This is a genomic window from Sphingomonas folli, from assembly GCF_019429525.1.
In the GTDB taxonomy this organism is placed as follows: Bacteria; Pseudomonadota; Alphaproteobacteria; order Sphingomonadales; family Sphingomonadaceae; genus Sphingomonas; species Sphingomonas folii.
Map to the genome: position 1 here is coordinate 194,522 of NZ_JAHXZL010000007.1, position 13,739 is coordinate 208,260.

10 protein-coding genes are annotated in these 13,739 nt (G+C 71.6%); 6 read left to right on the top strand and 4 right to left on the bottom strand.

The genetic code is table 11. The features are described 5' to 3' along the window. Nucleotides 1–196: 196 nt before the first annotated feature. From KZ813_RS12475 to KZ813_RS12485, 3 genes are read left to right on the top strand one after another with little or no spacing between them, the layout of a single operon-like run. A complete protein-coding gene (locus KZ813_RS12475; RefSeq protein ID WP_258046732.1) occupies nucleotides 197–1,975 on the top strand; it encodes an alpha-amylase family glycosyl hydrolase in 1,779 nt (592 codons plus the stop codon). Next, nucleotides 1,972–3,864, top strand: coding sequence for an alpha-glucosidase family protein (locus tag KZ813_RS12480; RefSeq protein WP_219755304.1), 1,893 nt, complete (start codon nucleotides 1,972–1,974; stop codon nucleotides 3,862–3,864). The genes KZ813_RS12475 and KZ813_RS12480 overlap by 4 nt, the downstream gene beginning before the upstream one ends. Next, on the top strand, nucleotides 3,861–5,354 hold the full coding sequence (locus tag KZ813_RS12485) for an MFS transporter (protein WP_219755305.1): 1,494 nt from the start codon (nucleotides 3,861–3,863) through the stop codon (nucleotides 5,352–5,354). The genes KZ813_RS12480 and KZ813_RS12485 overlap by 4 nt, the downstream gene beginning before the upstream one ends. A gap of 327 nt (nucleotides 5,355–5,681) precedes the next feature. On the opposite strand, the gene KZ813_RS12490 is transcribed toward KZ813_RS12485, so the two are convergent. The 3 genes from KZ813_RS12490 to KZ813_RS12500 form a co-directional block, all read right to left on the bottom strand. Further along, on the bottom strand, nucleotides 5,682–5,885 hold the full coding sequence (locus tag KZ813_RS12490; protein ID WP_219755306.1) for a hypothetical protein: 204 nt from the start codon (nucleotides 5,883–5,885) through the stop codon (nucleotides 5,682–5,684). Nucleotides 5,886–5,971: 86 nt separating this feature from the next. Then, on the bottom strand, nucleotides 5,972–6,694 hold the full coding sequence (locus tag KZ813_RS12495; RefSeq protein ID WP_219755307.1) for a phosphocholine cytidylyltransferase family protein: 723 nt from the start codon (nucleotides 6,692–6,694) through the stop codon (nucleotides 5,972–5,974). Nucleotides 6,695–6,704: 10 nt separating this feature from the next. Then, nucleotides 6,705–7,811: an inositol-3-phosphate synthase gene (locus tag KZ813_RS12500; RefSeq protein WP_219755308.1), complete on the bottom strand. Its 1,107-nt coding sequence runs from the start codon at nucleotides 7,809–7,811 to the stop codon at nucleotides 6,705–6,707. 129 nt (nucleotides 7,812–7,940) lie between these two features. On the opposite strand from KZ813_RS12500, the gene KZ813_RS12505 reads away from it, so the two are divergent. Further along, on the top strand, nucleotides 7,941–8,810 hold the full coding sequence (locus KZ813_RS12505) for a CDP-alcohol phosphatidyltransferase family protein (RefSeq protein WP_219755309.1): 870 nt from the start codon (nucleotides 7,941–7,943) through the stop codon (nucleotides 8,808–8,810). 92 nt (nucleotides 8,811–8,902) lie between these two features. Continuing rightward, nucleotides 8,903–9,445, top strand: coding sequence for a superoxide dismutase family protein (locus KZ813_RS12510; RefSeq protein ID WP_258046711.1), 543 nt, complete (start codon nucleotides 8,903–8,905; stop codon nucleotides 9,443–9,445). A gap of 178 nt (nucleotides 9,446–9,623) precedes the next feature. Here KZ813_RS12510 and KZ813_RS12515 read toward each other — a convergent pair whose 3' ends face one another. Then, nucleotides 9,624–11,174 (bottom strand): spinster family MFS transporter, encoded by a 1,551-nt coding sequence (locus KZ813_RS12515; RefSeq protein ID WP_219755310.1) that lies wholly within the window; start codon nucleotides 11,172–11,174, stop codon nucleotides 9,624–9,626. A 474-nt stretch (nucleotides 11,175–11,648) separates the two neighbouring features. On the opposite strand from KZ813_RS12515, the gene KZ813_RS12520 reads away from it, so the two are divergent. Further along, nucleotides 11,649–13,724: a S9 family peptidase gene (locus KZ813_RS12520; protein ID WP_373369276.1), complete on the top strand. Its 2,076-nt coding sequence runs from the start codon at nucleotides 11,649–11,651 to the stop codon at nucleotides 13,722–13,724. The last annotated feature ends 15 nt before the right edge of the window (nucleotides 13,725–13,739 follow it).

A 13,739-nucleotide genomic window follows, 5' to 3' on the forward strand; every position in this document is an offset into this window, starting at 1 on the left:
CGAGCCGCTGCCGGGGGGGTACGCCGCCGCTCGCTCTACCCTGCCGTCATCCCGAACTCGTTTCGGGATCCAGCGGGCCGCGCACTCAGCCGCCGCGGCGCTCGCGGGACCGTGGATCCTGAGACGAGCTCAGGATGATGCTAGAAGAAAGAGCGTTCGCGCTCGCCCGCTCGCCCTCGCGACCACCCTCGCCGCACTGCTCACCGCCGCCCCCGTCATCGCCGACCCGCTGAGCGACCTGCGCGCGCGTCCGCCGCAGGACGAGGTGATCTATTTCGCGCTGCCCGACCGCTTCGACGACGCCGATCCGAGCAACGACCGCGGCGGGCTCCGCGGCGACCGGCTCGTCACCGGCTACGACCCGACCGCCAAGGGCTTCTATCACGGCGGCGATCTCAAGGGGCTGACGCGGCGGCTCGACTATGTCCAGGCGCTCGGCGCGACCGCGCTCTGGGTCGGGCCGATCTTCCGCAACAAGCCGGTGCAGGGGCCCAAGGGCCAGGAGAGCGCGGGCTATCACGGCTATTGGATCACCGACTTCGAGCACGTCGACCCGCATCTCGGCAGCGACGCCGATTTCCGGGCGCTGGTCGACGCCGCGCACGCGCGCGGCATCAAGGTCTACATGGACATCATCGTCAACCACACTGCCGACGTGATCCAGTATCGCGACTGCGGTGACTGCGCCTATCGCGGCCGCGCCGACTATCCGTACCAGCGCCGCGGCGGCGTCTATGGCGCCGCGATCAACCCGGGTTTCACCGGCGACCAGGATCAGAGCGCGGCCAATTTCGCCCGCCTGACAGATCCCAGCTACGCCTACACGCCGTTCATCCCCAAGGGCGAGGAGAAGGCCAAGTCGCCGGCCTGGCTCAACGAGGTCACGCTCTACCACAATCGCGGCAACAGCACGTTCAGCAACGAGAGCTCGACCATGGGCGACTTCGTCGGGCTGGACGATCTGATGACCGAGAACCCGCGCGTCGTCCGCGGCATGATCGAGATCTTCGGCGGCTGGATCGATCGCTTCGGCGTGGACGGCTTCCGCATCGACACCGCCCGCCACGTCAACCCCGAGTTCTGGCAGCAGTTCGTCCCCGCGATCCTGGCGCGGGCGAGGGCGCGCGGCATCCCCCATTTCCACGTCTTCGGCGAGGTGGCGGCCGACCAGCTCGATCCCGGCCCGCTCGCGGTGCACACGCGCGTCGACGAGCTGCCCGCGGTCCTCGACTTCGCCTTCCGCCGCGCGGTGCTCGACACGGTCGCGGGCAAGCGCGGCACCGACGCCTTCGAGACGCTGATCCGCGGCGACGCGCTGTACGAGGGGGGCGCCGAGGCGGCGCGCACGCTCCCCACCTTCGTCAGCAACCATGACAACGGCCGCTTCGCCTATTTCGTCCGCCAGGGCTTCCCGCGGGCGAGCGACGACGAGGTGCTGCGCCGGGTCGAGCTCGCCAACGCGATGCTGCTGACGCTGCGCGGGGTGCCGACGATCTACTCGGGCGACGAGCAGGGCTTCACCGGCGACGGCGGCGACCAGGACGCGCGCGAGGATATGTTCGCCAGCCGCGTCGCCAGCTACAACGACAACCGTCTGCTCGGCACCAGCACGACGACCGCCACGGCGCATTTCGGCCGCGACAATCCCTTGTTCCGCGAGATCGCGACGCTCGCGCGGGTGCGTCGCGCCGAGCCCGCGCTGCGCGGGGGGCGGACGCTGCTGCGCGCGCGCGGCGACGCGCCGGGGCTGCTCGCGATCTCGCGCGTCGACCCGGGGAGCGGGCGCGAGATCCTGCTCGCGTTCAACACCTCGAGCCAGCCGATCGAGCGGTTGGTCGAGATCGGTGCGCGCGGTACGACCGCCACGGCGCTCGCGGGCGAAGGATGCGCCGCGCGCGCCGCCGCGCCCGGATCGCTGCGTGTGACCTTGCCGCCGCTCGGCTATGCCGTGTGCGCCATCGGAGAGACAGAATGACCGAGCCATGGTGGAAGGGCGCCGCCGTCTACCAGATCTACCCGCGCAGCTTCGCCGACGCGAACGGCGACGGCGTGGGCGACCTGCGCGGCATCACCGCGCATCTCGACCATGTCGCCTCGCTCGGAGTCGACGCGATCTGGATCTCGCCCTTCTACACCTCACCGATGCGCGACTTCGGCTATGACGTCGCCGATTACTGCGACGTCGACCCGACCTTCGGCACGCTCGCCGACTTCGACGCGCTGGTGGCGCGCGCGCACGATCTGGGGCTGAAGGTGATCACCGACCAGGTCTGGTCGCACACCTCGGACCAGCACGCCTGGTTCCGCCAGAGCCGCCAGCGCCGCGACGGCGACAAACACGACTGGTACGTCTGGGCCGACGCCAAGGCGGACGGCGCGCCGCCCAACAACTGGCAGTCGGTGTTCGGCGGCCCGGCCTGGACCTGGGACGCGCGGCGCCAGCAATATTATCTCCACACCTTCCTGCGCGAGCAGCCCCAGCTGAACGTCCGCAACGCGGCGGTGCAGGAGGCGCTGCTGGCGGTCGGGCGCTTCTGGCTGGAGCGCGGCGTCGACGGCTTCCGGCTCGACGCGATCAACCACGCGATGGGCAGCGCGGCGCTGACCGACAACCCGCCCGCGCCGCCCTCGAACAAGCCGCGGACGCGCTCGTTCGACTTCCAGATCAAGCAGCACAGCCAGGACCAGCCCGACATGCTGCCCTTCGTCGAGCGCATCCGCGCGCTGACCGACGAATATGCCGACCGCTTCACCGTCGCCGAGATCGGCGGCGAGGAGAGCGACTGGGTGCGCAAGGACTATACCGCGCCGCGCCGGCTCGACACCGCTTACGGCTTCGACTTCCTCTACGCCGATCAGTTGACGCCGGCGCTGGTCCGCGCCGCGCTGGCGCAATGGCCCGGCGCTGCGGACGAGGGCTGGCCGAGCTGGGCGTTCGAGAATCACGACGCGCCGCGCGCGGTGTCGCGCTGGGCGCTGCCCGAGCATCGCGACGCCTTCGCGCGCGCGAAGATGGTGCTGCTGGCGGGGCTGCGCGGGAACATCTTCCTCTACCAGGGCGAGGAGCTGGGGCTGACCCAGGTGGCGGTGCCCTTCGAGCTGCTCCAGGACCCCGAGGCGATCGCCAACTGGCCGCTGACGCTCAGCCGCGACGGCGCGCGCACGCCGATGCCGTGGCACGCGGGGCGGCCGGGTCACGGCTTCACCGCGGGGACGCCCTGGCTGCCGTTCGGCGCGGACCACGGCGCGATGGCGGTGGACGCGCAGGAAGCCGACACGGGCTCATTGCTGCACTGGACGCGGCGGCTGCTGGCGCTGCGCCGCGCGCATGCCGCGCTGCGGGTCGGGACGATCGCGTTCGTCGACCTCGCGCCGGGCGTGGTGGCGTTCGAGCGCGTCGCCGGTGACGAGCGGCTGCTGTGCGCGGTCAATCTCACGCCCGAGCCGCGCGAGCTGGCGTTGCCCGACGGCGTGACGCTGGTGGCGAGCGGGGTGAGTGGCGCGCGGTTCGAGGGGTACGGCGCGATGTTGGCGCTATGTACCCCGGCGAAGGCCGGGGGGCAGTTAGAGGAGGTTGGCGCATCTCGCGTGCCGCCCGCACCTGGGCCCCGGCCCTCGCCGGGGCACGCGGGTGGTGAAAGACGCGTCACTTCCCCCATCGGTGCCCCGGCGGAGGCCGGGGCCCAGCCGGGGGACGCTTCCGCATCTCACGTGCGGTCCGCGACTGGAGCTCGGCGTTCGTCGGGGTGGACGGGAGAAGGGGAGAGGTCGTCGCAGCTCGCCGAGGCTGACTTGGACACCCCCGCCGCCTCCATCGCCGGCGCCACCCCTACCACCACCCCGCGCGCGACGCCGCGCGCATGACCCAGCCGCGCCGCCGCCGCCAGTCGCTCGCCGGCCTGGCCAACATCAGCTTCGGCTTCCTCGGCATCCAGATCGGCTTCGCGCTCCAGAACGCGAACATGAGCCGCATCTTCCAGTCGCTCGGCACGCGGCTCGACGACCTGCCCGCGCTGTGGGTCGCCGCGCCGCTGACCGGGCTGCTCGTCCAGCCGGTGATCGGCCATCTCAGCGACCGCACCTGGCTCGGCCGCTTCGGGCGGCGACGCCCCTATTTCGTCGCCGGCGCGCTGCTCGCGGCGCTGTCGCTGCTGATCATGCCGCTCAGCCCGGGGCTGCTCGTCGCCGCGCTGATGCTATGGGTGCTCGACGCCTCGCTCAACGTCTCGATGGAGCCGTTCCGCGCCTTCGTCGGCGACATGCTCGATCGCGACCAGCACGCCGCGGGCTATGGCGTCCAGACCGCCTTCATCGGCGCGGGCGCGGTGGTGGGCTCGATCTTCCCCTGGCTGCTCGAGCAGGCGGGCGTGTCGAACGTCGCGCCCCCCGGCGCCATCCCCGACTCGGTCCGCGTCGCCTTCTGGGCGGGCGGCGCCGCGCTGCTGCTCAGCGTGCTGTGGACGGTGCTGACCACGCGCGAATATTCGCCCGAGGAGATGGCCGCGTTCGACGGTGCGCGCGCCGAGGACGAGGCCGAGGGCCACGCCGCGCTCGCCGCGCGCGGGGACGTCGGTCCGCTCGCCTGGGTCACGGCGGGGGCGGCGGTGGTCGCGCTGGTGGCGCTGCTCGGGCTCGAGAAGGAGGTGTATCTGCTCGGCGCGCTGCTCGCGGGCTACGGCCTCGCCAGCCTGGTGGCGATCCGGCGCGCGCGGCACGGGCAGGGCGCGGGGATGCTGGGGCATCTCGTCGGCGATTTCACCGGCATGCCGCCGCTGATGAAGCGGCTCGCGCTCGTCCAATTCTTCAGCTGGTCGGCGCTGTTCATCATGTGGATCAACACCACGCCCGTGGTGACCGGCGCCTTCTACGGCGCGCCAGACGCGGCCAGCCCGGCCTATCAGGAGGGCGCCAACTGGGTCGACGTGCTGTTCGCCACCTACAACGGCGTGGCGGCGCTCTCCGCGCTGCTGCTGCTGCCGTGGCTGGCCCGGCGCGTGGGCAAGGCGCGGACGCATGCGATCGGGCTCAGCTGCGGTGCGCTCGGCTTCGCGAGCGTGTTCGTCGTGCCCGACGCGCGCTGGCTGCTGCTGAGCGAGGTGGCGATCGGCATCGCCTGGTCGACGATCCTGGCGATGCCCTATGCCATCCTCGCCTCGGCGCTGCCGCAGCGCAAGCTCGGGGTGTATATGGGGCTGTTCAACGTCTTCGTGGTGCTGCCCCAGCTGTTGGTGGCGACGGTGATGGGCTCGATCACCAAGCACTTCTTCCCGACCGAGCCGATCTGGACGATGGCCTTCGCCGCCGCGACGATGCTGGCGGCCGCCGCGGCGATGCTGCGGGTGCGGGCGGAGTGAGCGGGGGCGGGTTGGGCTGGTCGGCGTGATCCCCCTGCGTCCGTTCGCGCTGTGCGGCGGCGGGGTATAGTTCACGCGAAGACGCGAAGACGCGAAGATCGCGCGGAGACGCAGAGAAGAGGTCTCCGCCGCGCCAGCGGCCCTCCATCCTCATCGATGAAGCGGCGCGCGCCGCTATGCTTCGCGCCTCGGCGCCACCGCGTGAACAGTCTGCTCTTCCTCGGCGCTCCCTCGATCACCGCGCGACGCCGAGGCGAAGGGAGCCGCTGCCGCGGCAGCGACATCTTCGGCGTCCTCGCGTTCTCGCGTGGACTCAACCCGCTCTCCCTACGGCCGCTCGGGCACCTTCGCGCCGCCCTCGGCCGCCAGCGCCATCGCGCGCGCGGTGCCCGTGGCGGGCTTGAGCCGCGTCGCCGCCTCGTCGCGGCCGTAGTTGAGGTACAGCACCGTCGCGATCAGTAGCGCGATCGCCAGCAGCGCGGGCCAGCCGGCGAAGCTGCGGTAGGAGAAGCCGTGCTTGTTCGTGTTCATGGCGGTCCTCGTGGTCGGGTCTCGCCGCTGGCAATGACATAGCGGGCGGTCACGTTCCCGCTGATCGAGGTTACATTTTCTTGCTGTCAGGCGGCGCGGGGATGCGCCGCGAGCGCGGCCTCGGCCTGGTCGAGCGCGCGCGGGTCGTCGACGTCGAGCCACCAGGCGTCCCCGACGTCGACCACGCGCGCCTCGCCGCGCGCGGCCAGCGCCTCCACCCCCGCCGAGATCGAGCCGCTGCCACCCGCCGCGATCGACCCACGCAGCGCGTCGTGGAAGCGCCCGTCGACCGCGAACACACCGGTGTCGTAGCAGTCATAGTCCGGGAGATGCTTGCCGATCGCGACGATGCGCTCGCCGTCAGTGCGCACGCGCGTGACGTCGTCCAGGTCGACCAGCGGATTGTCGAGCCGGCGATCGACGCCGAGCGTCAGCGCCGCCGCGGGCGCCGCGACGACGCGCGCGATCAGCGCCGGGTCGAGGAGGTGGTCCGCCATCATCAGCAGGTGGCGGCGCGGGCCGATCGCCTCGGCGCCGGTCAGCACCGAGTGGCCGTTGGCGAGCGACCAGTCGGGGGTACGCACGCAGCGCAGCGGCACCTGCAGCGTCGCCGCGACCAGCGCGAGGTGGCGCTCGAGCCGCTCGCCCTCGTGCCCGGTGACGACGGTGACGTCGGTCACGCCGCCGTCGAGCGCGGCGCGCAGCACGCGCTCGATCAGCGGCACGCCCTGCACGAGCGTCAGCGGCTTCGAGGGAGAGACCGCGCGCAGCCGGCTGCCATAGCCGGCCGCGACGATGAGCGCGTGCAAGGGAGCGGCCTTACTCGGCGGCGAGGCGCGCGTCGGCGTGGATGAACTCGTTGGTCATCGCCGCCGCCACGTCGTCGGTCACCTGCTGCGGCGGGTGCTTGCAGAAGAAGGCCGAGGGACCCTCCAGCGCGCCCGCGATGCCGCGCTCCAGGCCGAGCTTCACGCAGCGGATCGCGTCCACCACCACCGCCGCCGAGTTGGGCGAGTCCTCGACAGACAGGCGCAGCTCGAGGTTCATCGGCACGCCGCCGAACAGGTCACCCTCCAGGCGGAGGAAGCACAGCTTGTTGTCGCCGAGCCAGGGGATGTAGTCCGACGGACCGACGTGGATGTTCTCGTCCGCCAGCCGCTCGGCGATCACCGCCTGCACCGCCTCGGTCTTCGACTCCTTCTTGCTCGCCAGCCGGTTGCGGTCGAGCATGTTCATGAAGTCGGTGTTGCCGCCGGTGTTGAGCTGGTAGGTGTGATCGATCGTCACGCCGCGCTGGCCGAACAGGTTCGACAGCACGCGGTGGACGATCGTCGCGCCGACCTGCGCCTTCACGTCGTCGCCGATGATCGGCAGGCCGGCGTCGGCGAACCTCTTCTCCCACTCGGGGCGCGAGGCGATGAACACCGGCATGCAGTTGACCACGCCGAGGCCCGCCTCAAGCGCGCACTCCATGTAGAATTCGGTCGCCGCCTGGCTGCCGACCGGCAGGAAGTTGACGAGGATCTCGGCGCCGGTGCGCTTGAGCTCGGCGATGATCTCCGCCTTCTCCGCGTCGCGCGTGTCGTCGATCTCGAAGCCGCGGTCGTTGGCGGCGGTGAGCATGTGCGGCGCGACGCCGTCCAGCTTGGCGCCCATCTTCACGATCGTCCCGGTCTTGGGCACGTCAGCGTGAAAAACCTTGGTGCAGTTCGGCTTGGCGAAGATCGCCTCGCCCAGGTCGAGCCCGACCTTGCGCGAGTCGACGTCGAACGCCGCGACGAAATCCAGGTCGCCGACCTTGTAGCCGCCGATCTCCTCGTGGATAAGACCGGCGGCGGTGTTGCTGCCGGCATAGTGGTATTTGCCCTGCACGAGGCTGCTCGCGCAGTTGCCAACCCCGATGACCGCCACCTTGATCGAAGCCATTCTACCCCACTTGTCGGCGCCTGGCCGAGCTGAAGACATATACGTTGCCGCTTCGTGACAGATACGTGGCAACTGTCAAGCGGAGCGATCGCCTGTATAGGCGCCCCGGGGCAAATGCACGAGGAACGCGTGAACGATTCCGAACCGGCTGTGGCGGCGAAGCCGCGTGAGCTACAGGGTTTTCTGAACAGGACGATCTATCACCCGCTCGCCCACCTGCTGGCGCGGGCGCTGGTACCGACCCCGGTGACGCCGAACATGGTGTCGATCTTCGGCGCGCTGATGGTGATGGCGGCGGCGGTACTCTACGCGCGGGTGGGGACGGCCTGGGCGATCGCGCTCGGTTTCCTGCTCCACTGCCTGTGGCACGTGGTGGACGGTGCCGACGGCGCGCTGGCGCGCCTGTCCGGGCGCGCCTCGCCCTCGGGCGAGATCGTCGACGGGCTGTGCGACTATGCCGGGCACGCGGTGCTGTACACGCTGCTGGGCGCGGCGATGGACGACCGCATCGGCTGGGTCGCCTGGCCGATCGTGGTGCTCGCCGGGCTGAGCCGCGCGGTGCAGTCGGTGTTCGCGGAGAGCCAGCGCCGCACCTATCAATGGTGGGCCTATGACGTGCCCTGGCTGCAGACCGCCAAGTCGGACGGCGACGGCGTCGGCGTGCGGCTCTCCGCCCTCTACCTCTGGGCGTGGCACAAGATGTCGGGGCCGACCCAGGTGGTGAACGCGCTGGTGGCGAGCGCCGAGGCCGATCCCCCCGAGCGCCGCCGCATCGCGCAGATCGCGCGAGCGGAGGGACGCAAGCTGCTGCCCGCCGCGGCAGCGCTGGGCGCCAACCCGCGCACGATCCTGCTGGGGCTCAGCATGATCGCGGGGACGCCGCTGTGGTTCTTCCTGATCGAGATCGTGGTCCTCAACGTGGTGCTAGTGCTCGCGATCGTGCAGGCTGCTTATGTCGGGCGGCGGATGACCGAGCTGATCGCGCGCGGGCACCAGTGACCCGCGCCGGTGGGGCGCGGAACCGCGCGCTCGGCCCAGGGGTTGCCATAGGCAATAGACGTGGATCAACGAGATTTTTCTGGGAGCGAGCGATGCGGCGGATCACGGCGATGACGGGCTTGGGGCTGGCGACGCTGGCGCTCGCCGCGTGCAACGACCAGGGCAAGATGGATACCGGCGCGCCGGTCGCGGGCGGCGCCAGCGCCAGCGCGTCGCTCGCCACCGCGACGGGCGCGCCCGTCGGCCGCGCCACCGCGACCGAGGTGGCGGGCGGGCTGCGCTTCACGATCGATGCTAGCGGCATGCCGCCGGGGACGCACGGCGCGCACGTCCATATGGTCGGCCGCTGCGACCCGCCGGGTTTCGAGAGCGCGGGCGGCCATTGGAATCCCACGCAGATGAAGCACGGCGCGATGAACCCGCAGGGGCCGCACCAGGGCGACCTGCCCAACCTCGTGATCGGCAACGACGGCCGCGGCACGATCGGGGCGACGATCCCCGGCGCGACGATGGCGGGGCTGCTCGACGCGGACGGCGCCGCGATGGTGATCCACGCCGGGCCGGACGACCTCAAGACCGACCCGAGCGGCAACTCGGGCGGGCGTATCGCCTGCGGGGTGTTCCAGGCGGGGTGAGGAGGAGGGGGCAGCGCACTTTGCCCCCTCCACTGGCGTCCTCCTGAGCTCGTCTCAGGATCCACCGTGCCGCTTACTCAGCTGCCGAGGCGCCCGCGGGACAGTGGATCCTCAAACGAGTTCAGGAGGACGTCGATATGGTGAGGAGAGGTGGGCGTTCTACCCGAGCCACCTCACCTCACGCCGTCTCCCCTGCCGCCCGCGCGCGCGCCTCGCGCGTCCGCTCCGCCTCGGGCACCAGTCGATAGGCCGCGACGCCCGCCGCCACGCCCAACGGCACCACCGCCAGCAGCGCCAGCATGCCGGTGGAGAGGCTGCCGCTCAGCGTGGAGATCCGCCCCGCCAGATAGGGCCCGAGCGCCAGTCCGATCAGCGTCGTGCCGATGAAGAAGTTGGCCGTCGCGGTCCCGCGCATCCGCGGCAATACCAGGTCCTGCGTCGCCGCCGCGGCCGAGCCCAGCCCCCAGCTCGCCAGATATTGCGACGCGAACAGGCAGAGATAGAGCGTCAGCGGCGTGTGGGTGGTGAAGCCGACCGCCAGGAACGGCACTGGCAGCACCGCCCCGCACAGCACCGGCACCAGCCGCCCTGACGGGTTGGTCCGCCGCAGCCGATCGGCGATCAGCCCCCCGCTCGTCACGCCGAGGAAGCCCGACAGCGCCGCACCGCCGCCCAGGATCAGCCCCGCGCGCGCCGGCGACACCGCCAGCTCGCGCATCGCGTAGGGCGCCGCCCAAAAGGAGGCGGCGTAGCTCAGGAAGGCGTTCAGCCCATAGGCCACCACCACGCACAGGAAGGCGGGCGTGCCGACGATCAGCGTGAAGGTCGGCGGGTCGCGGTGGCGCAGCGCGCTCGCCCAGGAGAAGACCGCGTACACCCCGGTACCGACCGCGACCCACTGCGGCAGCGGCTCGCCCAGCGCGCGCAGCAGCGCCACCGTCGCGACCACCGTCGCCAGCGCGACGAGGTTGGCCGCCAGCGCGCCGACGCCGCGCCGCGCCGCCGCGATCAGCGTGAGCGGGGGCAGGATCGTCAGCAGCTCGCTGCCGAAGGCGCGGAACGGCGCGGGGTGCGGCGGGGGCGGGGGCAACCGTTCGACCGCGCCGCGCACCGGCTCGCGCAGCGTCGCCACCAGCGCGGCGAGCAGCAGGCCGGGCAGCCCGACCGCGAGGAAGGCGGCCTGCCAGCCAGCGAGCCCGAGCGGCGGGTCGACGGGGAAGGCGCGCTGCCAGCCCTGGACCACCAGCCCGCCGACCAGCAGCGAGCAACCCCCGCCGACATAGATGCCGGCCGAGTAGATCGACAGAGCGGTGGCGCGCAGCTTGCGCAGGAAATAGTCCGAGATCAGCGAATAGGCCGAGGGCGACGCGGTCGCCTCGCCGACCCCGACGCCGACGCGCGCCGCTGCGAGCTGCGTGCCCCCGCTCGCCAGGCCGGAGAGCGCGGTCATGGTCGACCAGATCGCCAACCCGAGGGTCATCAGCCGGACGCGGTGCCAGCTGTCGGCGAGGCGGCCCAGCGGGATGCCGAACAGCGCGTAGAAGACTCCGAAGGCGGTGCCGTAGAGGAAGCCCAGGTCCTCGTCGCGCAGGCGGAGGTCGCGCTTGATGTCCTCGGCCAGGATCGAGATCACCTGCCGGTCGACGAAGTTGAGGATGTAGACGACGAACAGGACCGCGAGAACGTACCACGCATAGCCGCTCGCGCGCTCGTCGCCGTCCGGGGTCATGCCCGCTGCCTCCCGATGCTTCTCGTTGGGGGGAGCGTAACAGAGGCGCGGCGGGAGGGAAGGGCCAGGCCGCCGATGTGGGGGGCGGTGGTAAAGGAGAGCGGAAAAGGCTGTCGTTCGGCGTCGACCGCCCTCCGCCTCTTCCCGATCGGGATCTTGCCCTTTAGAGCCGGTCTGGCCGCAGATCGCTGGTCCGCGATGGTCCATACCGCAGCCCCATCACGACCGTCGCCCCGGCGAAGGCCGGGGCCCAGGTGGGAAAGCCGGCGTGGGAGCCACGAGCGTCCCCAACCGGACCCCGGCTTACGCCGGGGTGACGGGCAGTTGTCGGGGCGGGAGGCAGCTCGGTGAAGTAACGCGATCGCGTCATCTGCATTCCGCCCTGCCGAGCGCGCCGGCCACCCGCCTCATTGCACCGCCGACACTTTCGTCCATGATCGCGCGCGTTCCACCATCCGCGGAGTCCTCCCCATCGTGCGTCCAGCGCTATCCCGCCTCGCCCTCTGCCTCGCCCTGCTCGCCGCCCCCGCCGCCGCGCAGCAGCCGCCCGCCGCCGCGCCGGCGGACGGTCCGACCCGCCGCTTCACCGGTGCCGACCTGTTCGGCCTGTCCGTCGCGAGCGACCCGCAGGTCAGCCCGGACGGCAGGACGATCGTCTACGTCCGCCGCTCGGGCGACATCATGACCGATCGCATGATGTCCTCGCTGTGGCTGATCGACGTCGCCAGCGGGCGCCAGACGCCGTTCGCCACCGCTGGCAGCTCGCCGCGCTGGTCGCCCGACGGCACGCGGATCGCCTATGTCGCGGGCGACGGCGATCAGTCGCAACTGTTCGTGCGCTGGCTCGCCAGCGGCAGCAGCGCGCGCGTCACCTCGCTCCCCGGCGATCCCAGCGCGCTCGCCTGGTCGCCCGACGGCACCCGGCTCGCCTATGTCGCCACGGTCGCGGGCGAGGGCATGACGCTCGGCAAGCCGCCGGCCAGGCCCGAGGGTGCCAAATGGGCGCCGGGGCTCGAGGTGATCGACCGTGTCACCTATCGCAACGACGGCGCCGGCTATCGCAAGCCCGGCTATGCGCACCTGTTCGTCGTCGCCGCGGACGGCGGCGCGGCGCGCCAGCTGACCTACGGCCGCTTCGACGACGACGGTCCGCTGGGCTGGAGCCCGGACGGCCGCCGCCTCCTCTTCGCCGCGATCCGCGCCGGTGACACCGAGCGCGAGGTGCTCAACACCGACGTCCAGTCGGTCGACGTCGCGAGCGGCGCGGTCACCGCGCTGACCACGCGCCAGGGCCCCGACGCCAACGCGCGCTTCTCGCCCGACGGCCAGCGAGTCGCCTGGATCGGCTTCGACGATCACCGCCGCGGCTATGAGGATGCGCAGCTCTACGTCGGCGGCGCGGACGGCGCGGCGCCGCGTTCGCTCACCGGCTCGCTCGACCGCAGCGTCGAGGACGTGCAATGGGCCCGCGACGGGCGCAGCCTCTATGCCAGCTACGACGACCGCGGCCAGCGCAAGCTCGCGCGCGTCGGCACCGACGGCAAGCTCACCGTCCTCGCCGAGAACCTCCAGGGGAGCGGGCTCGACCGGCCCTATACCGGCGGCGACTTCTCGGTCGCGCGCGACGGCACCGTCGCCTACACCGGCGGCGACGCGGGCGCGCCCGCCGACGTCTGGGTGCTCGCCGGCGGCAAGCCGCGCCGCCTGACCCAGCTCAACGCGGTGATGACCGCCGCGAAGACGCTGGCCCCCGTGCGCAAGCTCAGCGTCACCGCGCCCGACGGCCGCGCCATCGACGCGTGGCTCGCCACGCCGCCGACGCGCGCCGCGGGGCAGCGCGTGCCGCTGATCCTCGAGATCCACGGCGGCCCGCACTCGGCCTACGGCCCGACCTTCGCCAGCGACGTCCAGCTCTACGCCGCGGCGGGCTATGCGGTGCTGTGGGTCAACCCGCGCGGCTCGACCTCCTACGGCGCCGAGTTCGCCAACCTGATCGACAAGAACTATCCCTCCGCCGACTATGACGACCTGATGGCCGCGGTCGACGCCGCGATCGCCGACGGCACCGCCGACCAGGACGAGCTGTTCGTCACCGGCGGCTCGGGCGGCGGCGTGCTGACCGCCTGGATCGTCGGCAAGACGCACCGCTTCAAGGCGGCGGCGACGCAGAAGCCGGTGATCAACTGGCTCAGCGAGGCGCTGACGATGGACAACACCACCTTCACCTCGCGCTATTGGTTCAGCAAATTGCCGTGGGAGGATCCGATGAGCTACTGGGTGCGCTCGCCGCTGAGCCTCGTCGGCAACGTCAAGACGCCGACGCTCGTGGTGGTGGGTAGCGAGGATTATCGCACCCCGGTGAGCGAGTCGGAGCAATATTATGCCGCGCTCCAGATCGCCGAGGTGCCGACCGCGTTGGTCAAGGTGCCCGGCGCGAGCCACGGCGGCTTCACGTCGCGGCCGTCGCAGTCGGCCGCCAAGGCGGCGGCGATCCTGGCGTGGTTCGACCGCTATCGTGGCCACGCCGCGACGGGCGCGGCGGCGAACTGAGACGGGAGGGAACCG